A 22,645-nucleotide genomic window follows, 5' to 3' on the forward strand; every position below is an offset into this window, starting at 1 on the left:
CTGTAATAGCTTGGTTATGCTTCCATTCTTTTAACGTGAATGGTCCGTTCGTAATTAACTCTTTTGGATCTGTTTTTAATTTATTATTATCATCAATTGATTTTTTAGATAATGGAATAAATAATGAACTTGCTAATTTTTGTTTAATAGAAGCAACTGGGTGCTCAAGTGTTACCTTTAATGTTTGAGGATCAACGACTTGAATACCAACTTGTCCTTCTTCACCTTTTCCAGTATTATATGCCTCTGCTCCTTTAATAAAATACATTTCTGTCGCATTCATAGAACCTGTTTTCGGGTTTAATAATCGCTTCCATGCGAACTCAAAATCATTTGCTGTAATAGGAGAACCGTCCGACCATTTAATATCTTTCTTTAAATGAATTGTATATTCAGTTCCATCAGCGTTTACTTCTTCTTTCTCTGCTAATTCATTTTGATATTTCCCGTCACTATCTTGCGTATATAAACTTGAAAACAATTGCCCAATTACATAACCTGACGTGCTATCTGTCGCAATGGCAGAATCAAGCGTATACGGATCGCTACTAATATTCGTTACTAATCGATCGCCTTCACCCTTACCAGCACTCGCCTTTTGCGTCTCTTTCTTACCGCAAGCAACAGAAGTAATTGCTAAAACAGTCATAATAACAAATAATAAAAACTTCTTCATCCTACATTCTCCTTTAACCTGAAATTTTTGGTGTTGATGCTAATAATGTTTTTGTATAAGAATGTTGTGGATTACGGAATACTTCGTCCGTATATCCAAATTCAACAAGTTCTCCTTTGTATAAGACAGCCACTTTTTCACATAAATAGTGAACCATCGGTAAATCATGTGCGATAAATAAATATGTATAGCCTTGTTCCTTTTGAATCTTTTGCAGTAAATGTACAATTTGGATTTGCAGTGAAACATCTAATGCTGAAATTGGCTCATCAAGGATTAATACTTCTGGCTCACATAATAGCGCTCTTGCAATGGCAATACGTTGACGTTGTCCTCCGCTAAATTCGTGTGGATAGCGATCAATATATCGTCTATCTAATCCAACACGCTCTAGTGCATCACCTGCGACCTTATCTTTCAATCCTTTATCGCCTAAACCGAATGAAATATAGCCTTCTGTTACAATATCGCGTACTTTCCAGCGCGGATTTAATGCAGCTGTGGAATCTTGAAAAATGAACTGTACTTTCTGCAAGAAATCCCGCTTATTAGCTGACTTCAGCGCGTGAACAACTTGACCGTTGTAATCAATCTCACCAGATGTTGGCTTTTCAATTCCAGCAATTAATTTTCCAAGTGTTGTCTTTCCAGAACCACTTTCTCCAATAATGCCAAGCGTTGTTCCTTTTGGTATAGAAAGTGATATACCTTTTAACGCTGCGATTTCTTTATTTTTACTTCCATACGTTTTCGTTACTTGCTTTACAGTAATTAAATCTGTCGTCATGAGGCATTCACCCTCTCTTTTGATTTCGCTTTATTATGCTCCAGAATATGCTGCCAGCAATGTGAACTATGCTCCTCAGAATATGTTGTTCTCTCTGGGAAGCGCTGAATACATTCTTTTATCGCTACAGGACAACGATTCACAAACGGGCATCCAAAACTATTTAACGTTTCAATTGAAGGTGTTGTTCCCTCAATTGCTCTAAGTACCTTTTCTGAATCATCCATATTCGGAATTGCTTGCAATAAACTTTTTGTGTAAGGGCGCTTAGGTGAGCCAATTACTTCTTGAATCGTTCCTTTTTCAACAACACGTCCCCCGTACATAACTACTACTCGGTCAGCTACTTCACGTACAAGTGCCAAATCATGTGTAATTAATAAAATACTCGTATTTTGTTTTTCCTTTCTTTCTTTTAACAACTCCATAATTTGCTTTTGAATCGTTACATCTAATGCTGTTGTAGGTTCATCTGCAATAACGAGCTTCGGGTGACAAGCAAATGCAATTGCTAAACAAATACGCTGCCTCATACCTCCGCTCAACTGATACGGGTATTGTTCAAAGCGTTTCTCTGCTTCATGTATCCCTAAATCATTTAGTAAGTTAATTGCAATTTCTTTTGCCTCTTTTTTCGATTTCTTTTCATGCTGCACAATTACTTCTGTAATTTGTCTTCCAACCTTCATCGTCGGATTTAAAGATGAAAGCGGGTCTTGAAAGATAAAGGAAATATCTTTCCCGCGAATTTGATTCCATTCTGATTCTTGTAAATCCGTTAATTCCTTTGATTGGAAAGATATATTTCCATCATCAATATGAATCGATTCTTGATTTAAGCCGATAATTGATTGTGCTGTAACACTTTTCCCTGAACCACTTTCTCCGACAAGTGCAACTATTTCACCTTCGTTAATAGAAAAGGAAACATGCTTCACAATTGCTTGCTTACTATTCTCTTTTTCAACGGCCAACGTTACGTTTTCTAAAGATAAGATTTGTGCCATGTTTTTTCTCCTTTCGATTACGTTTTACGATTTTCGGATCAATCGCATCTTGCAAACCATCACCAATCGCATTAAATGCGAACATGATGAGTGCAATCATAATTGCCGGGAAGAAAAGTTGCCACCACTCTCCGCTTAGTAATGTCCCGAGTGCATCGTTTGTCATCGTGCCCCAGCTCGCTGCTGGTGATTGTACTCCAAGTCCGATAAAACTTAAAAATGATTCTGAGAAAATAGCTGCTGGAATTGTAAATGATAAATTTACGATAATAATCCCTGTTAAGTTTGGAATTAAATGTCCGTATATAATTTTCATATGAGGTGTACCTAATCGCTCTGCTGCAATAACAAATTCTCTTTGTTTCAATGAAAGTACTTGCGCCCGAATGAGACGTGCCATGCCAATCCATCCCGTTAACGCAAGAGCTATAATAATTGTAAAAAGTCCTGGTTTCATAATGATTAATAGTAAAATAACAATCAGTAAATATGGGATACCGTATAACACTTCAATCCCTCTTATAATCCACTCATCAATTAACGTTCCAAGACGATTACGTCCTCTCACATATCCACTAAAGCCACCGATAAGTACACCAAGCCCTATATCAAGAACGGCCGCTACTAATCCAACTATTAATGAAATTTTCCCACCAGCCCAAGTACGTGCCCAAATATCTCTCCCTAAATCGTCTGTTCCGAACCAATGCTCACTACTAGGCGGTAAATTAGTTACTTCTTTTACTTGTTCACTCGCAGTAAATGGCGTTAAACTTTCGCCAATAAGCGAGAAAACAATAATTAGTAATAACGTCACTGCCCCTAAAACTGCTATAGGGTTTGATATAAACTTGCGAAACACTTCCTTTTTCCGGCTAATCGTTTGCTGATCTTTATTTATCGTTAATTCTTTTTTCTCTTCATTCGTTAATAACTGGTCATTAATTTCATAAGCCCCCATTTAAACATCACCCTCCTTACGTAATAGAACGAATGCGCGGATCAACAATACGATGAATGATATCTGTAATAAAAATACATACAATTAATAGCGCACTATAGAAAATGGTTGTTCCCATAATCACCGGATAATCTCGGTTGAAAATACTGTCTACAAAATATTTTCCTAAACCAGGAATTGAAAAGATTTTTTCAATAACGAAAGTCCCTGTTAAAAGTCCAGCCATTAATGGGCCAACAAATGTAAGTACCGGAACAATCGCATTTCGAAGAGCATGTCTTATAATGATTTTCTTAATTGGTATACCTTTCGCTCTCGCTAGCTTAATATAATCACTCTGCAACACTTCAATCATATTAGAGCGAACAAATCTTGTAATAACTGCGATTGGTCCTAACGCTAATGCGAAGGAGGGTAATACAGTATGCTCAAATGTTCCCCAAGACGCCACTGGTAGTAATTCAAATTGTATGGCGAATACTTGTATAAATAGTGGTGCTAAAATAAAACTAGGAATAGAAATACCGAGAATCGCAAGCAAGCTCACACTATAATCAATCACTTTCCCATGATATAGCGCGGCAAATGTACCTGCGGCAATTCCGACTAACAATGAAATAACAAGTGCTTGTAAACCAATAATTGCCGATGGTCCAAAACCAGTTGTTATAATTTCCGATACACCTTGACCTGTCGATTGAACAGATTCGCCAAAATCAAAATGAACTACCCCATCCAAATAAGCAACATACTGATTCCATAACGGTTCATCAAGGTGATACTTCGCTCTCATGTTTTGTATTACTTCTTCAGGAAAGATTTTCGCATCTGATGAAAATGGATCACCTGGAATAATATGCATAATTAAAAATGTTACTGTCGTAATGACCCATAGCGTGAATACCATAACCGATAGTTTTTTAATAACATACACTTCAATAAACCCCTAAACAAATGAATTTACTTTGTTTTATTGACATATTTGTTGCCATTACTCCTTCTCTACTTCTTAAAACACAAAAAGCCTTGATCTTAAAAAATAAGATCAAGGCTTAATAAACGAAGGCCCATCACTTATCTTTCAAGACTTGCTTGCTGGAATTAGCACGGTGTTCCTGTTACAGAACCCGCTGCTGAGGTGTCATAGGGCCAGTCCCTCTACCTCTCTGGATAAGTAAATTGCTATATTATTATTTGGTTCAAATTGTATATTTTGAATTATAATTCTGAAAAAATGAAAAGTCAATCAAATTGGATATATTTAGAAAAATCAGTTTTTAATAGCGTTATTTCTTAAAATCACTACTTTAGCTTATAATAAAATTAATTACTTTAAAGGAGTTATAAAATGGATCCACTACTTCTGGCTACTATAGGATTGCCATTAACAATCGTCATACTCGTCATCATCGGCTTCTATAAACTCTTCATTAAAAAGAAAAGCATCACTTCTTTTTACACTCCATTCGATAATATTACTGGACAAACAATTTCAGAATTTCACGAAGAACAGAAGATATTAGTATCCGAGGATGAAGACGGAGATGGTAAAAAGAAAAAATAACCTTGCACACGCAAGGTTATTTTTTCGCTTCTGTTTGAAAACGTTTATAGTATGTCGATGCTGTTGCAAAATTAATTTCTATATCACGAATTAATGATGAATCTTCTTCTTTAGCTAAATTCTGTAATTTTTTCATCGCTTGTTCCGATTCATTCAAGAAACCAACATATACCTCATGTTCTTGCTCTTTCGACTTTGGAACACGAATTTCTTTACGTATATTATCAATATCTTCTAACATGCTCGTTGTTACCTTTTGCACATCTTCTTTATATGTAGCATTCGTTATTTCCTTACCGCCCTTTTCTTTTGCCACTTCAAATAACTGTAACGCCTTATTAATTTCTTTATTTATTTTCGCATCATATTTTTCATGTACTGCGCTGTATTCTTTCATTTCTTCTGTTTGCTCAGTGGATTGCTCTACCTTTTCTTTCGGTTCTTTCGTATCTTTATTTCCATTACATCCTGCTAGAAGGATCATACTTCCCATTACAGCAATACCCAAAACCTTCTTCATCTCGAATTCTCCTTTTATCTACAGCTACTACTAATTATAGTTTCTTTTATCTCCACTTGTTATTATACCGAGAACGCCCCACTTTTTACACTTAAGACGATATCTTAATATACATACCAACATTTTTGTCACAGTATCGTCACTTTATGCAAATAACTTTTGCATCACTTTACTACATCACCTTACAAAACTGTAAGCACACATAGAGAACAAACCATGCTAGACTTACATATGCATAAAGTAAGCGTAGTTCAGTTTGTAAGGAGAATCATCAATGTACAATACAATACCCTTTATGGGCGAAGATATTCGCGTCCTTATTCGCGAAAAGTCACTTCATATTGAAAATACAGAGAGCCTTCGCCGCGTATTAAAGAAGAAGCATGCTCCATTTAAGCTGGCCCAATATTTAAAGAAACAACATATAAATCAATTTCATACTGTGCTAAATATATCCGATAAATCTTTAACAATCGAGATTATCGGTCATGTCTACATTGGAAATTTTGCAGATGTCTTAAAAGAAATTCCACGCATACCGAAGATTGCTCCTATTATCGTTGAGAGGGCATATAGAATTACAGATCATACTGATATTATTGATTGCGGGGAGAAAGAGGTCGACAGTAACCGCTGGGTATGGGATAAACTCGCTTTCTTATATGATGCGATCATGAATAATATGTATGAGTTATTTCAAAGAAATGAAAAAAAGAGCTGATTCAAAGAAATGTTTGAATCAGCTCTTTTGTATTAAGCTTCTAACTTTTTATTTTGTTGCAGTTCAAACTGCTTCTCACTTCTTCTAGCCATAAATAGATAACATAATACAGCACCAATTTCACAAAGAGCTATAACAACACCCATAGGAAGTGCTGTATTGCTTCCACCAATACCTACTAGCGGTGCTACAAGTGCTCCTGAAATGAACTGTAATAAACCTAGTAAAGCTGATGCTGTTCCTGCTGCTTGTTTTTGATTTCTCATCGCTAACGAGAAGCCGGTTGTTGATACAACCCCAACACTTGATACAACAAGAAATAGCGAGCATAAAACACCGATTAGCCCTATTCCTAATACGATTGTAAGTAGTAATGATAGACCGCCAACAGCCGCAATAATAATACCAGCAACAAATAAAGTTTTCTCATTAACTTTCCCTGCTAAGCGGCCAGTAACTTGGCTAGCAATAATAATACCAATACCGTTAATCGCAAAGAACAAACTAAACTGTTGTGGTGATGCCCCGTATATATTTTGCAACACGAACGGTGAACCAGAAATATAAGCAAACATTGCAGCTGTTACTAATCCTTGCGACAATGCATATCCCATAAATAAACGATCTTTCAAAAGCTTTCCGTATGTTGCCAGCGTTCCTGATAATCCACCTGTCTCTCTTTCTTCAGGAGGTAATGTTTCACGTAATACGAAAGTAGATGATATTAGCATGAATACACTAATTACTCCAAGAACGATAAAAACGCCGCGCCATGATGTAAACTGTAATAATTGCCCTCCAATAATTGGTGCCAAAATAGGCGCTGCTCCGTTTACTAACATAAGCAGTGAGAAAAACTTCGTCATTTCAGAACCTGAATACATATCACGTACCATTGCACGTGATATAACGATACCAGCAGATCCTGAAGCACCTTGTAAGAAACGTAAAAGCACTAAACTCCAAATCGATGGTGCAACAGCACAAAGTAAAGAAGAAGCAACATAAATAATAAGAGCGATAATAAGAGGTTTGCGTCTTCCGTAAATGTCACTAATTGAACCAATAAATAACTGCCCTACTGAAAGCCCAAGCAGACAAGCAGTTAATGTAAGCTGCGCGAGGGATGCACCCGTTTGTAAATCATCCGTTAACTTTGGTAAAGAAGGCAAATACATATCAATAGATAATGGCCCAATTGCCGTAAGTGTCCCTAATACAAGAATCATCCATAACCTGTTTGTCTTTACAGGTTTATATATTTCGTGATTAACTCCATTCACTTTTTCCATTCACCCTTTCATATAAATACTTAATCGTAACAATTATAGTTACAACATGAATATACGTCAAGTATACCGTATTTTCCTGTTTAATAATGTAAAAAAAGCGATAGAATCTCTATCGCTTTACTTTTTCAAATTACTATTTGTAAATTTAGATACAGATGCCATCATTTCTCCTGTGTCTAAATATGTGATTTGAATTGGATCTCCTACTTCTGTAAACATTGCATATGGGAATTTCTTCGCCGGTACCATGAATACTTTTTGCTCGTTTTCTAATAGTACGTACACAATCGTATTTTCACCTGATTTTTCTTTATACACACGTTGTACAGTACCTTCTTTTTGCGCTTCTTTCCCATTTGAAGTCGGTCTAAATGAATCACCACTTCCGCTCAGCGCATTTTTATAATTCTCAAGTGCTTCTTTTTGCGTTGAACCCGTTGCAAACACTTTTGCATTAGAAGCATATATGACAGTATGAGCACGTACTAATCCTCCGTCATCAATAACAGGTACAATCCAAGAAGGTTTACCGTACACGTTATAAATAACCGGCATCGTTCCGTGCCATTTCTCTCTCTTAAAGGAATTATCCACTACTTCTGTAGCAGCCGAACCATCCATAATTCCCTTTACTTCTTTTCCATTATAGTAATACAACTTACCTGTACGCGCATCAATAAGCGAATAGCCTAGTGCAGAATCTACTCCTTCTTTCGGAGAGGTGAAATCAGTAAAATAATATAACGTTCCATCCTTACCGAAGATTGGTGTAACTCCTTCTTTCGTTCCCCACTCAGTCGGAATCTTCATATCCGTTTGTGAGAATTTTGTATTCCAAAATCCGTGAATATATTTACCAAAATACGTATTTAATGTAGATGCAGTCTCGTGATTTAATACGCCATCAACGAATTTAGGTGCCTTTCCTTTGTCGTATCTTTTCACTTCACCTGTTTGTGCGTCTACTACTACAACACCTTCTACTTCAAATCCAGATCTTCCTGAAATAAATTCACCATACGTCATTGTATAATACGGTTTCCCTTTATCATCAACTTCAAATTTTGGTTTCCCTTTAAAAACTAAATCTGGCTCTGCTTTTCGAACGACACGTTCTAATTTATTACCGAAAAACATGCTTGGCACATATTTCATTTTATAACCAAGGTGCAGTTTCGCTTCCGCATCAGGATTCGTACCTGACATCGTTACGTACCCTGGAATTGTCTCAGCTTTACGTGCTTTAAAAAATCCTGAAACTTCAATTGGTGCTACATATAAGGCCTCGCCATTTACCATTTGTGGCGTTAATTCTCCTAGCTCAAAATAAGCTACTTTCGGAATATCCCCAAATACTTTTTTCATCTTATTCTCCGCTGTCTTTGGCGGCACTGTAAACGGCTGATCATTTTCAGTAAATGGCTCTGAAATATCTTTCTCGATCTTCACAACAGAATCATATTTTTTTTGCGTGATTACTATATCGTGCAAATAACCAAAATAGCCGTAACTTGCGAGTAAAACAAACATTAGAAGTCCCTTTAACGTACCTTCTAATTTCCCTACCTGCTCTTGTGAGAATAAAACAAGCCCAATTAAAATCGCTACTGCAACAGAATAATGAGTAAGAATAGAATCTGCTCGATCATCAATTAGCCAGAAATATTCATAGATTGCAATACCTATCCAAAATAAAACAGGAATAACTAAAATAGATGATTTCTTACCCTTTACAACTTTCTCATTTCCTCCTTTATCCACCGCGCGAATTTTATTACCGCTTCTAGTCCATGGAATCAAAAACAAAGTGAGAATAGCTAAAACTATAAATTTCATCAAAGGCAATGTCCCCTTTTCTTTTGTCTTCTCCATAAGTATAACAAATAAAGGGTAACCAGGTAAAAATGGGAATGGAAATACTTTTAATTACTTATCACCGCGGCTTAATACAAATCCACTAACTACATATAAAACTGAAGCAATGTAAAAAATAGTCCCTATCGTAAAGAAATCCACTAGGTAACCAGTTGCAATTATAGCTACTCCGCCCCCAATTGATGTCCATACATGGTATTTTCCAATTTCGTAACCAGCTTCCTTATGCGCTACCTTTCGTGCTAACGATGTCTTCTCCGTATTACGCTGCACAGCACCTAAAATACCCATTAAAATTTGGAGAATGTATACATGCCAAACTTCTGTTGCAATAGGGAAAAAAAGCATTAATATAGCCATGGACCATGCGTATATAATTAATAACTTTCTATCACCTACCCTATCAGAGATTCTTCCAACTAACGGATATACTAGAGCTGAAGTTAAGGCAAATAAGCCGTACGCCCAGCCAAATTGCGAGAAACTATTTCCTACATTTCGAAGCAATAGTATATAAAAAGGAAATACCATACTACCCGCCATCATAATAATGCTTTGTGAGGCTACAAATCTTCTATATGTCATTTGCTATACTCCTTATAAAATAAATTCACAAACCTTTCCTCTGGGTCTACTTCCTTCTTCTTCTGAAGGAATTCTTCTATGCGAGGATACGCTTTCTTTAGTTGCTCCTTTTCCGGATAAGAATAATACGGTAAATAATAACTTCCATTATGCTTTAACGTAACATCAATCATCTTTTGAATGACCACTTTTGTTTTCTTTATTTCATCTTCAGAACGCCCTTGATTAATTAGAAGCACAAGCGCAAACATATCATCTTTCGCATAAGATAGCACCGCATTCTCATTCTTTTCTACATAGCGGATTGTAATGTTAAGAAGGTTTAATTCCTCTTCATTTAAAACGCTTCGCAAATCATCTATATACGCTGCAAAACCATCTATCGGTACAAAGTACTCTTGTAAAACTTCGGTCAAGTTTGGATTATCGTATTCCATAAAAGTACTATCAGATCTCATTACGTTATTTCGCGTTTCGTACTTACCATCTGTACGTTCAAAATAACTTCTTTGTATGTCCCAAAATGCGCCCTTTCCCCAGTCACTATAACGTGATAACCCGAGCAAAAATTTCGGCGCAGCTATAATATTTTCTTCTTTTAATTTGCTGTACTCTTTCAACTTCTGTTGATCTTCTGCCAGTACATAATCTGTCACATACATCTCTTTTAAAAATGAATTTGGGGCAACAGAAATACGTGCTAAATGCATACGTATATTCTCATCCCTTCGCACTTTATTCTTAAAGTATGAAGAGTATTCTTTATAATCTAGTACTTTCGTATGCGTTTCATACAATTCATCGTTTGTTAACTGTAGCGTCACATCTAAAATCACACCAAATAATCCATATCCCCCAATTACATACGGAAACAAGTCAGCATTTTCTTCTCTATTTACATTACGCACCGTACCATCTGCCATTAACAATCTGAACGACTCTACTGTATCAATGCTTCATGACGAATATCACGCCCATGTACATTTACACTTAATGAACCACCAACAGTAAAAATATTTTGAGATTGCATCACTTGAACTGCAAGACCATATGGATTGATTTTCTTTTGAATGTCATTCCATGTGACACCGCTTTGCACCCTAATCCTCTTCTTCTCCGGATCGAATTCTAATATTTCATTATATCCTTTCATATCAAGCATCGTACCGTTCGGATAATACGTCTGTCCGCCTTGGCTATGTTGCATACCTGCAATAGAAATCTTCTCTCCAGAAACATTTGCATCTTGCACTAACTGTTTTAATGAACGTTCATCCTCAGCATTTTCAACACGTTTAATTTTCGTTGGAAGCAACTTTCCTACATCGCTCATAATAGGATGTTCTAGTTGCTCTTTATATGTATTTATAGATGTCGCAAGCAACACTGTATAAGCTACAATGACCACCGCTATCTTTCTTTTTTTCAAATGACACTCTCCTCTTCCACAGTTTTCCCTCTTCATATTGTACCTATTTTCCTAAGAAGAAAGTATAAAAAAGAGAGGGCACCTTATTTTAGGTCCCCCCTGATCAAAACTGTTACTTTGCTGCCGGCAATTGTATTGGGTCAAACTTTTCGTACGACGTATATTTTGCATTCGTAATAATGTGTGCCTTATCCTTACCATTACTACTCATAATCATATCTATCTTCGCTGATTCATATTTAAAATCTTTTGTAATGATATATTCTGCATCCACTTCTTCTATCTTCGCATTTTGTGCTTGTAACATTTTCTTCTGCGTTTCATCCATGCTAGTTAACATACTTTCTGTTTCTTGCCCTTTTAATGTAAATTTCAGTTTATATTTATCTCCGCTTTTCTCCATCTTCATTTTATCTAAAACTACTGCTGGTACTTCTAAATTATCTATAATATCTTGAGTCGCTTTCATTCCACCAGCGTTTAATTGCTCCTCTGGTACGGTTATAACTTCTCCTGTATTAGGGTTTTTCACCTCACCAGCAACTTTACCATCCACAGTATACACTACAACATCTGTACCAGAAATATTCATTTCAGAACGAGAATTCTTTGTCTTTGGCTCTAATTGCATCTTAGCCTTTAATATATCCATCTCTGTTCCCTCAGCTTTTAACCCTACATCATATGTCATCGTTACATTTTCTTCATTTTTAAAAGCTTCGTTCGTTTTCTTGAAAACATCCTTCGCTTCTAATTCCTTTTCTTTTTGCATGGCTTCTTTTTTCGGTTCATCAGTCTTTGTTGTTTTCTCATTGCTACACCCTACCCCTAGACTGATTGCAAGCACTAAACTTGAAATAATAATAGTTTTTTTCATAATGTCTCCCCCTTTCCCAAAATAATATCACCTCTTTTCCTACGAAATCTATATAATTTTTAATCTTTATTCGCTATATAGCGACATGTTTAATGAAGGTTTTAAATATGATGTAAATAACAACAACTCATTTCAGGAGGTCATTATGAAGGCGATCATTTGCACACAGTATGGACCACCTAACGTTCTTCAGCTTCAAAATATAGAGAAACCTACACCTAAAAAGAACGAAGTATTAATTAAAATTCACGCAACAAGTGTAACGACTGGAGATTGTAGAATACGCGGCTTTAATAGCCCCCTCTTATTTTGGATTCCTATGAGGATCATATTAGGTTTCAGAAAACCGAGAAAACCTGTACTCGGCGTAGAGTTATCCGGTGAAATCGAAGAAGTAGGAACAGATGTAACTCAATTTTAAAAAGGTGATCCAATTTTTGCATTAACAGAACTAAACCTCGGTGGTTATGCCGAGTACACATGCGTACATGAAAGTGGATTAATAACATTAAAACCTACCAATGTGACGTATGAAGAAGCGGCAGTTATTCCTTTTGGCGGAACTTCAGCATTACATTTCCTGAGAAAGGGCCGTATAAAAAAAGGGCAACAAGTGCTCATATATGGTGCCTCCGGATCAGTAGGAACAGCTGCTGTACAACTTGCTAAATATTTCGGCGCGACCGTTACGGCTGTTTGTAGTAATTCAAATTTTGAACTCGTGCAATCTTTAGGAGCTGATAAAGTAATTGATTATACGAAAGAAGATTTTACTAAGCAAGGCAAATGCTACGATATTATATTTGATGCAGTTGGGAAGTATAAAAAATCCCTTTGTACAAATACATTAACACCCAATGGAAAATATGTATCTGTTAATGGAATGATGGCCAAGGTAAGTAAAGAGGATATGATTCTATTAAAAAAACTAGTCGAAACGGAAAAACTAAAGCCCGTTATTGATAGAACTTACCGATTAGAAGAAATTGCTGAAGCTCATATGTATGTGGAAAAGGGACATAAAAAAGGGAACGTTTCGATTACCTTAAAATAAAATATATTCAGAAAATAATATTGACAATTCTTTTTGTAAGATTTACTATTAGTACCATATTAAAAAACTACATACACATACTCTTATCAAGAGTGGCGGAGGGACTGGCCCGATGATGCCCGGCAACCGAGCTTATAACGTATAAGCTAAGGTGCTAATTCCTGCAGAACGATTTTCGTTTTGGAAGATAAGAGAGGAACCTATTTCGTCTATTCGGCACCTCTCTTATTTTTGAGAGGTGCTTTTTATTTTGGAACGTATATTAAGGGGGAATTATAGATGAAAAAGGTGTTATTAAGTATTGTAAGTGGAGCGGTATTATTGTTAGGTGCATGTGGTGCTAATTCTGATAAAGAGGTAAAAGCATTAGATGAGAAAAAGATTACTGTCGGCGTAACGGGTGGACCGCATGAACAAATTTTTGAAAAGGTAAAAGAAGTGGCAGCAAAAGATGGTCTCGAAATTGATGTAAAGGTATTTAATGATTATGTAGCGCCAAACGTATCTTTAGATGAAAAAAGCCTCGATGTAAATAGCTATCAAACTAAATCTTATTTAGACGTATTTAAAGCTGAACGCAACATGAAATTAACTGAAGTATTTTCCACAGTAACATTCCCTATGGGTGTATATTCTAAAAGCTTAAAAGATGTAAAAGAATTAAAAGAGGGCGATGCAATCGCTGTCCCAAATGATCCAACAAATGAGCTTCGTGCTTTAAAGCTATTTGAAAAAGCAGGTGTTTTAAAGGTTGATCCAAAAGCTACAGAAAAAGCGACTGCAAAAGATGTAATTGAAAACCCGAAAAATTTAAAGATTGTTGAATTAGAGGCATCTCAATTACCAACACAGCTAAGTGAAGTAAAGGCAGCTGCAATTAATACAAACTTGGCATTAGGTGCAAAATTAAGCCCAGCGAAAGATTCTATTTTCCGCGAAGGAAAAGATTCACCATATGTGAATTGGGTCGTTGTTCGTACTGAAAATAAAGATGATGCTGTTGTTAATAAATTAAAGAAAGCTTATCAATCTAAAGAAGTAAAAGATTTCATTGAGAAAAAATTCGATGGTTCTGTTTTACCGTCTTGGTAGGAGCTGACTATAATGATTGAATTAAAAAACGTCTCCAAAGTATTTACAACAAAAAAAGGGAATGTTGAGGCTCTTAAATCAACTTCCCTTAAAGTAAAAAAGGGCGAAGTATTTGGAATCATCGGATATAGTGGCGCTGGTAAAAGTACATTAATCCGTTGTGTAAATTTATTAGAAAAACCAACGACAGGAGATATCATTGTAAATGAACAAGAGTTAACAACCTTATCGACAAAAGAACTCGCAAAGGCGAGAAAAAAGATCGGCATGATTTTTCAAGGATTCAATTTACTTAAAACCGTTACCGTTTATGAAAATATCGCACTACCCTTACGTCTATCTGGTCTTCCCAAAAATGAAATTGAAAAAAGGGTAGAAAAGTATTTACGCATTGTTGATCTCTTTAATAAAAAAGATGCCTATCCAAGTGAATTATCTGGTGGTCAAAAACAACGTGTAGCGATCGCTCGCGCACTATCTCATGAGCCTGAAGTTTTATTAAGTGATGAAGCAACGAGCGCATTAGATCCGGAAACGACTGATTCTATTCTTGATTTATTATTAAAGATCAACGAAGAAATCGGAATTACGATTTTGCTAATTACACACGAAATGAATGTCATCCAGCGTATTTGTGACCAAGTTGCTGTAATGGAACATGGATCTGTCGTTGAAAGTGGAACAGTGAAGGACATTTTTACAAATCCACAACATGTAACAACGAAGAAATTTGTAAATAGCGCGTTTGCAGCTAAAATTCCAGAAGAGGTACAGAAAGAACTACAAAGCACCGGGGTAATCATAACACTTTCATTTATAGGAACCGCTTCAGGAGAACCAGCGTTAGCTGTCGCTACAAAACGTTTCCACGTATATCCTAATATTTTATCAGGCAATATTACACAGTTAAAACATGAGGCATATGGAAAACTGATCGTTCATATGCAAGGTGAAAAAAGTGAAGTACACCGTGCCTTATCATTTTTACAAGAACAAGGGATCATCGTAGAAGGAGGTAGAACAGATTATGGGAAACAAGTCCTTTTTGGATGAGTGGGGTAACGTAATATGGGAAGCAACAATTCAAACATTTCAAATGACATCTATTTCACTACTTATCTCTATTCTTATTGCATTACCACTCGGTGTCACACTTGTTTTAACGAGACCTGGTGGACAGCGAGAAAATAAAATTATCTATCCTATTCTTAATACAGTTATTAATATCATTCGTTCTCTTCCGTTTATCATTCTATTATTCTTCATTTTACCTTTTACAAAGTTTCTAATGGGAACGTCCATTGGCGTGCAAGGTGTTATCGTACCACTTGTTGTCTTCACAGCCCCTTACATTGCCCGTTTAATGGAAACTGCTTTATTAGAAGTGGATCGCGGTGTCATTGAAGCATATCAAGCAATGGGAGTCTCTACTTTAAAAATCATTTGGCACGTTATGGTTAAAGAAGCTCGCCCGTCTCTCGTACTTGGATTAACAATCGCAACGATCGGCTTAATCGGTGCAACAGCAATGGCTGGACTTGTCGGTGCTGGCGGCCTTGGTGATTTAGCATATCGATTCGGACATTTACGCTACGAACCTGAAGTAATGTATGCAACCGTCTTTATTTTGATTATCCTCGTTCAAGGATTACAGTCTTTAGGGAATGGTGTTGCACGAAGATTGAAGAAAGATTAAAAAGAAGGTATCTCATTGAAATGAGATACCTTCTTTTTAATTATAAAATTATCTCTTAAATCCACCTTCTGAATGAATAACTTGCCCTGTAATCCATTCGGCTTCTTCGCTCACTAAAAACTTAATAAGCCTTGCTGCATCCTTTGGCTCACCAATTCTGCCGAAAGGAAACATCGGTCTTAATCCTTGCTTTATCTCCTCAGTCATCCATCCTGTACTAGTTGGACCTGGATTAATTGCATTCACTGTTATCCCTAAATGGGCCACTTCCGCTGACAACGTACTAGTAAGAGCGTCAATTGCTCCCTTCGTTGTTGCATACGCTAATTCTCCTGCCATAGGTCCTTTAAATTGTCCCGACGTCATATTCACAATTCTACCACCAGATTTCTTATCAAAACCTTGGGCAAATTGACTACTTAACAATGTAGTCGCACGAACATTTACCATGTAGTGCTTATCTAGTTCTTCAGCAGTCAAATTAGAGAAATCATTATTTGTAGAATATGCTGCATTATTAATTAATATATGAGGGTACCCTAATTGTTCAGTAACTTTATTTATAAGCTGATTTGATGCATCATTCTGAGTTAGATCTAACTCCATGCTCGATACTTTGACACCGTTTTGTATCAACTTTTCTTTTAATTGTATTTGTTCATTTTTATCAACGCCCCAAGGCATCTCTTTATCGTATTCTGTCCAATACGTAAAAAATATATCGTATCCAGCCTCTGCTAACTCCGTGCAAATAGCTGCTCCTATACCGTCTAGACGACTTACACCTGTAACAACTGCTACTTTATTTTTTAATTGATTCATCATATACTCCTCCAAAGTTAAAGGACGCATATTTTATATAAGAGATATAAATTTCCCCACATAGGCATCTATCCTTACAAAAGGGATGTACAAAACAAATATGCATTCCTTGAATGATTTATAGGTAGCTAAATAAACCCTCACTTACGAGAGAAAAATTCATCTATCTAATTTCTAATCATTACAAGTTCATCCACATATCTATTCTTTGCCTCCTTTTGATATATCTCCATTATTAGTCTACCAAAATAGATGAAATGTTACAAAAAATAAAACAATTACTCCTAACCTATTTTTGTTCACATTTCCTCCATTGTGAATTTATTCACAATGGATATATAATAAACATGTAAATACAATACAGTGGAGGGATTTCAATGGTTATCAATTTTTTAAGAACTGATAAACGCGCTACTTTCATATTATTATTTTTACGACTTTACATAGGATATGCATGGCTTGCTGCTGGAATAGGAAAAGTTTTTGGACAATCTTTTGACGCAAGTGGTTTTCTAAAAGGAGCTATTGCTCAAGCATCAGGTGACCACCCTGCAGTACAAGGTTGGTGGGCAGATTTTCTTCAACATTTTGTTCTTCCAAACGCAGACCTATTTAGCTTTTTAGTTCAATGGGGAGAAATTTTAGTAGGGCTAGGTTTGATTTTAGGTGGATTAACAAAAACAGCTGCATTTTTCGGCATCATAATGAACCTTTCATTTTTATTAAGCGGAACTGTTAGTGTAAACCCAAACCTGCTTATTTTAACTATGTTCATTTTAGTTGCAGGACAGAATGCTGGACGTATTGGATTAGATGGTTATGTTTTCCCAAAACTTTTCAAAAAAAATAACCGTGAAGCATATAAATTAAGTAAAACTGCATAAGAATAGTTCATCTTTTAAATATAAATAAGGAAAGAGCCTACATTCAGGCTCTTTTCTCATTTACACCAAAACATTTCACAGTTTGCCTTATCCGCAATGTTAAACTCAATCATATATAACCGAATAAATGTGTACGACTTTATTTCAAGCACCTAAAAAGCTTAAAGACTAAAACAAGCCATTATAAAACCCTAAATTCTTTCATACTTTCTCCAAGAATATAGTGTGAAAACCACATCAAATTCTGCTTCATAATAGCCACATTAATTCCTGGCTGGTCAGAACTATATGCCATTCCTTTAAAAATAATTAATTCTGTATTAACTTCCATATCCCTTAACCCTTGATATAGCTCATATGCATTGGAAGTTGGAATCCTTGCATCCTTTTCGCCATGTTGGATTAAGGTAGGCGTACAGGCTGATTTAATATATGTCATTGGCGATGTTTTTGTATATATATCTGGATCATTCCATGGAGTATTTCCTAAATGCATTCTAATAAAGTAAGGGATATCTGTATTTACATAATGGGTACTCCAGTTAGTAATTCCGCCCCCAACTGAAATAGCTTTAAATCTATTACTAAACGTAGAACAGAAGGCTGATATATATCCTCCGTTACTCCATCCCATAACTCCTACTCTATCTTTATCTACAATCCCTTGCTCAACTAGTTCATCCACTCCAGATATAACATCCTCGTAGTCAGCAATTCCCTGTTTTCTATAGTTGGCTTTTAAGAACTCATTACCATAGCCAGAACTTCCTCTATAGTTTGGCTCTAAAACTATAAAGCCTTTTTCGATAAACTGCTCAATCGGATATTTCTCATTAAAACAGTCTGAGAATATCGGAAAAGATGCCCAAGCTGGTCCACCATGGATTACTACTAATAAAGGATATTTTTTGTTGGCATCAAAATCTACTGGGGTTGATAAAACACCCTCTATTTCAAGACCATCACTACTTTGCCATGAGATTATTTCCCTGTTACTTTTCAGCTTCCCTTTAAAAAAGCTATTTTCATCCGTTATTTTTTTATCGTCTAAATAGATTTCAAAGGTTTCATTTGTTATAGCCTTACTATAGGATATATGATTTCCATCCCTTGTTATAGAAGCATCCATTATAAAGCCATCTACTTTGTCACCTAACATTTCCACAGTGCCATCCTCACATAGCAATCCAATACGATAGTTAGTTTTATCCTGCCATCTAATTAAAATCCCCTTATCTGTCCACTGTAATGGCATAACCGTACTATCAAAGTTTGTTAGAGGCTGAATTACCTCTCCAGTATTCATATCATATATCTCTAATGTACTTTCTTGTATATGGTTTCTATAGTAATCCTTCTCTCTTATGCTTGCTGAGTAACATATTTTGCTGCCCTCAGGAGAAAAGCAAACGCTCCCGCCCAACAACTTATCTACATTCATCTTTTGTAGTTCCTCAGCTTCAACATCTAATATGTATAGATCACTATTCATATGATCGTTTAGGCTTGGTGTAGCCATAAATACAACCTTTGTCCCATCATTTGAAATATCAAAGTTATGTATATAAAAATCCTTACCATCCGTTAGTTGATAAACACCGCTAATCTCACGTTCCTCTTTATCATTTTGTATCCCTTTTTCTATTTCAATGTAATATAAACAATTATTCCGATGTTCCTTACCTGCATGTTGGAAGTCCCCATATAGCTCTTTACGTTTCTTTATTTCCTCACATTCTTTTGACTGTGCAACATAATAAAAACCTTTACCAGTAGGCTCCCATTTGAATGTACTGACCCCTTCTTTCTCATCAGTAATTTGTAACTCACTATAACCATCTATTGACTTAACAAAGATTTGATTTTTCTTATTATCTCTGTCACCAACTGGGCTAAGGTATGCAATATCCCTAGAATCTGGGGACCATAATGGGTGTATACTATCTATATCCCCAGTTGTTAATAGGTAACTCTGCTCCTTATCTTTTTCATATATCCATATATGATTCCTATATGTATTGTCTTTCCAGTTAGCTGTCTTCTTAACAAATGCTACGCCTTTGCCGTCATCACTTATATTTGCACCTGATAAGGTTGGTAATGAAATAATCTCTTCTATACTTAAATATGTTTTTTCTTTCACCTTCATTAATAAACCCCCTTATAATGTCTAGTAATCTAATTTGTTCAATAAAGTGAAACTTTAATCAGTGTTTTTTTCCATCAACGAATATCCGAAATAACAACAGAAAATTCAGTTAAATAAAAGTAGTTCCGTCCCAAATCCGATAAAACCTCATGCTATCTGCCGGTTTTTATACTTTTTAAATCCCACTGACCGATCTAATGAGGGATCATCTTGAATTTCAAGACAAGGCTGATAATCTCTCCCACTGCCAGTTCCTTGCCCCTCTTTAATCCACTTATCGATTTTAGATGTTCTTTTTTTCGACACAAAAATGCCCCTTTAGATAATCATATCCAAAGGGGCAAAGCTTCACAACTTTTTTATAAACGTCGTGACTTTATTTTAAATTTACAATAATCTAGTTACTCTACCAATCTCCTACTCAACAGTAACAGACTTAGCTAAGTTACGTGGCTTATCAACGTCACATTCGCGGTGAAGCGCTGCGTAGTATGAGATAAGTTGGAATGGAATAACTGCTACTAGCGGTGCTAGTGCTTCGTGTACAGCTGGTAATACGAAGCTGTCACCTTCCATTTCTAAGCCTTTCATTGAGATGATACATGGGTTAGCTCCGCGTGCTACTACTTCTTTCACGTTACCACGAATTCCAAGGTTTACGTGCTCTTGTGTAGCAAGTGCGATAACTGGTGTACCGTTTTCGATTAAGGCAATTGTACCGTGTTTTAATTCTCCTCCAGCAAATCCTTCTGCTTGGATGTAAGAGATTTCTTTTAGTTTTAACGCACCTTCTAAACCTACGAAGAAGTCTACGCTACGTCCGATGAAGAAGCAGTTACGCGTTGTTGCTAAAAATTGTTTTGCTAATGCGTCCATTTCTTCTTTTTGATCACAAAGTACTACCATTGCATTTGCTACAAGTCCTAATTCATGTGTTAAATCGAAATCAAGAACCTCACCTTTTGCTTTTGCAATGTCAGCCGCTAAGATTGAAAGTACTGCAAGCTGTGCTGTGTATGCTTTCGTCGATGCAACTGCGATTTCTGGTCCTGCATATAAAGGAAGTGTATAATCAGCTTCACGAGAAAGCGTAGAACCAGGTACGTTTGTAATTGTTAATGCTTTATGACCCATTTCATTTGTTTGCACAAGTACTGCACGGCTATCAGCTGTTTCACCACTTTGTGAAATATAAATGAAGAATGGTCTTTCTGTTAATAATGGCATGTTGTAAGAGAATTCACTTGCTACATGTACTTCAACTGGTACTTTCGCAAATTTCTCAATGAATTGCTTTCCAACAAGACCTGCATGATAACTTGTTCCACATGCAATGATGTAAATGCGATCGCTATCTAAAATTGCGTTACGGATATCTTGATCTAATTCAATTTCGCCATTTTCATCTTGGTACTTTTGAATAATATTACGGATTACAAGTGGTTGCTCGTCGATTTCTTTTAGCATGAAATGAGGATACGTTCCTTTTTCAATATCACTTGCGTCTAATTCCGCTGTAAACGGTGCACGTTCAATCGTTTCACCTTGTAAGTTTTTAATTGTAATGCTTTCTTTTGTTACGATTACCATTTCTTTATCCATTAACTCGATAAATTGATCTGTAACTTGCAACATCGCCATAGCGTCGCTTGCAATAACATTAAAGTTATCACCAGCACCTACTAATAGCGGGCTTTTGTTTTTAGCAACATAAATCATGTTTGGATTTTCAGCATCAAGTAGTCCGATTGCGTAAGAACCATGTAAAAGAGATAACGTTTGACGGAACGCGTCTTCTACACTTAGTCCTGTACTTACTTGTTGTTCCATAAGTTGCACGATAATTTCTGTATCTGTTTCACTTACGAACGTTACATCTTGTAAATATTCCTTTTTCACTAACTCATAGTTTTCAATTACACCGTTATGAACTAGTGTAAAGCGTTTTGATGTACTTTGATGCGGATGCGCGTTTAGTTTGCTTGGAACACCGTGTGTAGCCCAGCGTGTGTGACCGATTCCCACGCTTGCTGCTACGTTCTCTTCTACGACTTCGCGAAGTTTTGCAATACGGCCTTTTTCTTTGTATACAACAACACCGTTCTCTGCTTGTACTGCAATACCTGCTGAATCATATCCGCGATATTCTAGCTTTTCTAAACCTTTTAATAAAATTTCCTTTGCATCTTGCTCTCCAATAAATCCTACGATTCCACACATGTTTAGTCGCCGTTACAAATGCTTACACTGCTCTGCGAACATGTAACGACATAGTCCGATACCATTTTTATTTATACTAAAAAACGGATTACATATTGCTAGCCCTGTAAGCTTGTAACGGCTTTCACCTTCCTCTCGATTGGGTTAAAGTCCGTATATACTTATACAGCTAGTATTCATCCGTTCCTCTTCTCTCATCACACTTTCACCTTTGTCCACTAAGTCACCTTAATGTTTTAAGTAAAAGATTGCGGTTGTGATGAACAACCGGGAGTCATCCGCCGAAATCTCGATAAACTCCACCTCGTCAACTACACTACTTGTAGTTCTGGCGCTTTTATAATTTACAATATTTCCTTTGAGAAAAAGAACAAGACCATCGTATAACAAACAATATAAATCGTCAATGAAATTTTTTTCATTGTCTATAAAAC

General features: G+C 36.2%; 19 protein-coding genes, 3 pseudogenes and 2 riboswitches. Of the genes and pseudogenes, 7 read left to right on the forward strand and 15 right to left on the reverse strand.

The window, feature by feature from the left end; all coding sequences use genetic code 11:
- From AB3X49_RS04375 to AB3X49_RS04395, 5 genes are all read right to left on the reverse strand, one after another.
- On the reverse strand, nt 1-676 hold a 676-nt coding region (locus tag AB3X49_RS04375; protein ID WP_367960665.1), incomplete at its 3' end, for a peptide ABC transporter substrate-binding protein.
- A gap of 13 nt (nt 677-689) precedes the next feature.
- Nucleotides 690-1,463 (reverse strand): ABC transporter ATP-binding protein, encoded by a 774-nt coding sequence (locus AB3X49_RS04380; RefSeq protein ID WP_016095106.1) that lies wholly within the window; start codon nt 1,461-1,463, stop codon nt 690-692.
- Entirely contained in the window at nt 1,460-2,470 is a 1,011-nt protein-coding gene (locus AB3X49_RS04385) for an ABC transporter ATP-binding protein (protein WP_367960667.1), read from the reverse strand. Before AB3X49_RS04385 ends, AB3X49_RS04380 begins: the two co-directional genes overlap by 4 nt.
- Nucleotides 2,427-3,431: an ABC transporter permease gene (locus AB3X49_RS04390; RefSeq protein ID WP_367960670.1), complete on the reverse strand. Its 1,005-nt coding sequence runs from the start codon at nt 3,429-3,431 to the stop codon at nt 2,427-2,429. The genes AB3X49_RS04385 and AB3X49_RS04390 overlap by 44 nt, the downstream gene beginning before the upstream one ends.
- A gap of 16 nt (nt 3,432-3,447) precedes the next feature.
- Nucleotides 3,448-4,365, reverse strand: a complete 918-nt coding sequence (locus AB3X49_RS04395) for an ABC transporter permease (RefSeq protein WP_002140132.1) — start codon at nt 4,363-4,365, stop codon at nt 3,448-3,450.
- 137 nt (nt 4,366-4,502) lie between these two features.
- A riboswitch (SAM riboswitch) is annotated at nt 4,503-4,608 on the reverse strand.
- A 171-nt stretch (nt 4,609-4,779) separates the two neighbouring features.
- Here AB3X49_RS04395 and AB3X49_RS04400 point away from each other — a divergent pair.
- The gene (locus AB3X49_RS04400) at nt 4,780-4,995 is read left to right on the forward strand and encodes a DUF3951 domain-containing protein (protein ID WP_000371388.1); all 216 of its coding nucleotides are present in this window, start codon (nt 4,780-4,782) and stop codon (nt 4,993-4,995) included.
- Between the two features lie 16 nt (nt 4,996-5,011).
- On the opposite strand, the gene AB3X49_RS04405 is transcribed toward AB3X49_RS04400, so the two are convergent.
- Entirely contained in the window at nt 5,012-5,515 is a 504-nt protein-coding gene (locus AB3X49_RS04405; protein WP_367960673.1) for a hypothetical protein, read from the reverse strand.
- 274 nt (nt 5,516-5,789) lie between these two features.
- On the opposite strand from AB3X49_RS04405, the gene AB3X49_RS04410 reads away from it, so the two are divergent.
- Entirely contained in the window at nt 5,790-6,236 is a 447-nt protein-coding gene (locus AB3X49_RS04410) for a hypothetical protein (protein ID WP_002167144.1), read from the forward strand.
- A gap of 32 nt (nt 6,237-6,268) precedes the next feature.
- Here the strand turns inward: AB3X49_RS04410 and AB3X49_RS04415 are convergent, their stop codons facing one another.
- The 5 genes and pseudogenes from AB3X49_RS04415 to AB3X49_RS04435 form a co-directional block, all read right to left on the reverse strand.
- Complete coding sequence (locus AB3X49_RS04415) at nt 6,269-7,528, reverse strand: multidrug effflux MFS transporter (protein ID WP_367960675.1); 1,260 nt, start codon at nt 7,526-7,528, stop codon at nt 6,269-6,271.
- A 117-nt stretch (nt 7,529-7,645) separates the two neighbouring features.
- Nucleotides 7,646-9,364, reverse strand: a complete 1,719-nt coding sequence (locus AB3X49_RS04420) for a DUF3981 domain-containing protein (protein WP_033709756.1) — start codon at nt 9,362-9,364, stop codon at nt 7,646-7,648.
- Between the two features lie 90 nt (nt 9,365-9,454).
- The gene (locus AB3X49_RS04425) at nt 9,455-9,988 is read right to left on the reverse strand and encodes an MFS transporter (protein WP_002091456.1); all 534 of its coding nucleotides are present in this window, start codon (nt 9,986-9,988) and stop codon (nt 9,455-9,457) included.
- A pseudogene (locus tag AB3X49_RS04430) lies at nt 9,985-11,417 on the reverse strand (FAD-binding protein). Before AB3X49_RS04430 ends, AB3X49_RS04425 begins: the two are co-directional and overlap by 4 nt.
- A 112-nt stretch (nt 11,418-11,529) precedes the next feature.
- Nucleotides 11,530-12,294: a DUF6612 family protein gene (locus tag AB3X49_RS04435; protein WP_002009840.1), complete on the reverse strand. Its 765-nt coding sequence runs from the start codon at nt 12,292-12,294 to the stop codon at nt 11,530-11,532.
- A gap of 145 nt (nt 12,295-12,439) precedes the next feature.
- Here AB3X49_RS04435 and AB3X49_RS04440 point away from each other — a divergent pair.
- From AB3X49_RS04440 to AB3X49_RS04455, 4 genes and pseudogenes are all read left to right on the forward strand, one after another.
- A pseudogene (locus AB3X49_RS04440) lies at nt 12,440-13,348 on the forward strand (NAD(P)-dependent alcohol dehydrogenase).
- Nucleotides 13,349-13,428: 80 nt separating this feature from the next.
- A riboswitch (SAM riboswitch) is annotated at nt 13,429-13,542 on the forward strand.
- 85 nt (nt 13,543-13,627) lie between these two features.
- On the forward strand, nt 13,628-14,440 hold the full coding sequence (locus tag AB3X49_RS04445; RefSeq protein WP_367960677.1) for a MetQ/NlpA family ABC transporter substrate-binding protein: 813 nt from the start codon (nt 13,628-13,630) through the stop codon (nt 14,438-14,440).
- A 12-nt stretch (nt 14,441-14,452) separates the two neighbouring features.
- Nucleotides 14,453-15,493, forward strand: coding sequence for a methionine ABC transporter ATP-binding protein (locus tag AB3X49_RS04450; RefSeq protein ID WP_367960679.1), 1,041 nt, complete (start codon nt 14,453-14,455; stop codon nt 15,491-15,493).
- The gene (locus AB3X49_RS04455) at nt 15,468-16,136 is read left to right on the forward strand and encodes a methionine ABC transporter permease (protein WP_002124718.1); all 669 of its coding nucleotides are present in this window, start codon (nt 15,468-15,470) and stop codon (nt 16,134-16,136) included. The genes AB3X49_RS04450 and AB3X49_RS04455 overlap by 26 nt, the downstream gene beginning before the upstream one ends.
- A 48-nt stretch (nt 16,137-16,184) precedes the next feature.
- Here AB3X49_RS04455 and AB3X49_RS04460 read toward each other — a convergent pair whose 3' ends face one another.
- Nucleotides 16,185-16,961: an SDR family oxidoreductase gene (locus AB3X49_RS04460; protein ID WP_002124715.1), complete on the reverse strand. Its 777-nt coding sequence runs from the start codon at nt 16,959-16,961 to the stop codon at nt 16,185-16,187.
- Between the two features lie 374 nt (nt 16,962-17,335).
- Between AB3X49_RS04460 and AB3X49_RS04465 the strand changes: the two genes are divergently transcribed.
- Nucleotides 17,336-17,842, forward strand: a complete 507-nt coding sequence (locus AB3X49_RS04465) for a DoxX family membrane protein (protein WP_000236347.1) — start codon at nt 17,336-17,338, stop codon at nt 17,840-17,842.
- Nucleotides 17,843-18,023: 181 nt separating this feature from the next.
- Here AB3X49_RS04465 and AB3X49_RS04470 read toward each other — a convergent pair whose 3' ends face one another.
- The 3 genes and pseudogenes from AB3X49_RS04470 to AB3X49_RS04485 all read right to left on the reverse strand — a co-directional run bounded on the left by AB3X49_RS04470 (nt 18,024) and on the right by AB3X49_RS04485 (nt 22,409).
- Nucleotides 18,024-19,991 carry a S9 family peptidase gene (locus AB3X49_RS04470; protein WP_367960682.1) on the reverse strand — a complete coding sequence of 656 codons (1,968 nt, stop codon included), beginning with the start codon at nt 19,989-19,991 and terminating at the stop codon, nt 18,024-18,026.
- Nucleotides 19,992-20,408: 417 nt separating this feature from the next.
- Nucleotides 20,409-22,211: a glutamine--fructose-6-phosphate transaminase (isomerizing) gene (gene glmS, locus AB3X49_RS04480; protein WP_002091471.1), complete on the reverse strand. Its 1,803-nt coding sequence runs from the start codon at nt 22,209-22,211 to the stop codon at nt 20,409-20,411.
- Nucleotides 22,212-22,223: 12 nt separating this feature from the next.
- Nucleotides 22,224-22,409, reverse strand: a pseudogene (locus AB3X49_RS04485) (hypothetical protein).
- Nucleotides 22,410-22,645 lie beyond the last annotated feature (236 nt).

The organism is Bacillus sp. C30 (genome assembly GCF_040838255.1).
GTDB lineage: Bacteria > Bacillota > Bacilli > Bacillales > Bacillaceae_G > Bacillus_A > Bacillus_A mycoides.

What these genes read in the sequence shown, in the direction of transcription:
- AB3X49_RS04460 (WP_002124715.1), bottom strand. Translation starts at nt 16,961, where the DNA reads ATGATGAATCAATTAAAAAATAAAGTAGCAGTTGTTACAGGTGTAAGT.
- glmS (WP_002091471.1), bottom strand. Translation starts at nt 22,211, where the DNA reads ATGTGTGGAATCGTAGGATTTATTGGAGAGCAAGATGCAAAGGAAATT.
- AB3X49_RS04455 (WP_002124718.1), top strand. Translation starts at nt 15,468, where the DNA reads ATGGGAAACAAGTCCTTTTTGGATGAGTGGGGTAACGTAATATGGGAA.
- AB3X49_RS04420 (WP_033709756.1), bottom strand. Translation starts at nt 9,364, where the DNA reads ATGAAATTTATAGTTTTAGCTATTCTCACTTTGTTTTTGATTCCATGG.
- AB3X49_RS04380 (WP_016095106.1), bottom strand. Translation starts at nt 1,463, where the DNA reads ATGACGACAGATTTAATTACTGTAAAGCAAGTAACGAAAACGTATGGA.
- AB3X49_RS04450 (WP_367960679.1), top strand. Translation starts at nt 14,453, where the DNA reads ATGATTGAATTAAAAAACGTCTCCAAAGTATTTACAACAAAAAAAGGG.
- AB3X49_RS04385 (WP_367960667.1), bottom strand. Translation starts at nt 2,470, where the DNA reads ATGGCACAAATCTTATCTTTAGAAAACGTAACGTTGGCCGTTGAAAAA.
- AB3X49_RS04435 (WP_002009840.1), bottom strand. Translation starts at nt 12,294, where the DNA reads ATGAAAAAAACTATTATTATTTCAAGTTTAGTGCTTGCAATCAGTCTA.
- AB3X49_RS04415 (WP_367960675.1), bottom strand. Translation starts at nt 7,528, where the DNA reads ATGGAAAAAGTGAATGGAGTTAATCACGAAATATATAAACCTGTAAAG.
- AB3X49_RS04470 (WP_367960682.1), bottom strand. Translation starts at nt 19,991, where the DNA reads ATGAAGGTGAAAGAAAAAACATATTTAAGTATAGAAGAGATTATTTCA.
- AB3X49_RS04425 (WP_002091456.1), bottom strand. Translation starts at nt 9,988, where the DNA reads ATGACATATAGAAGATTTGTAGCCTCACAAAGCATTATTATGATGGCG.
- AB3X49_RS04445 (WP_367960677.1), top strand. Translation starts at nt 13,628, where the DNA reads ATGAAAAAGGTGTTATTAAGTATTGTAAGTGGAGCGGTATTATTGTTA.
- AB3X49_RS04410 (WP_002167144.1), top strand. Translation starts at nt 5,790, where the DNA reads ATGTACAATACAATACCCTTTATGGGCGAAGATATTCGCGTCCTTATT.
- AB3X49_RS04465 (WP_000236347.1), top strand. Translation starts at nt 17,336, where the DNA reads ATGGTTATCAATTTTTTAAGAACTGATAAACGCGCTACTTTCATATTA.
- AB3X49_RS04390 (WP_367960670.1), bottom strand. Translation starts at nt 3,431, where the DNA reads ATGGGGGCTTATGAAATTAATGACCAGTTATTAACGAATGAAGAGAAA.
- AB3X49_RS04405 (WP_367960673.1), bottom strand. Translation starts at nt 5,515, where the DNA reads ATGAAGAAGGTTTTGGGTATTGCTGTAATGGGAAGTATGATCCTTCTA.
- AB3X49_RS04400 (WP_000371388.1), top strand. Translation starts at nt 4,780, where the DNA reads ATGGATCCACTACTTCTGGCTACTATAGGATTGCCATTAACAATCGTC.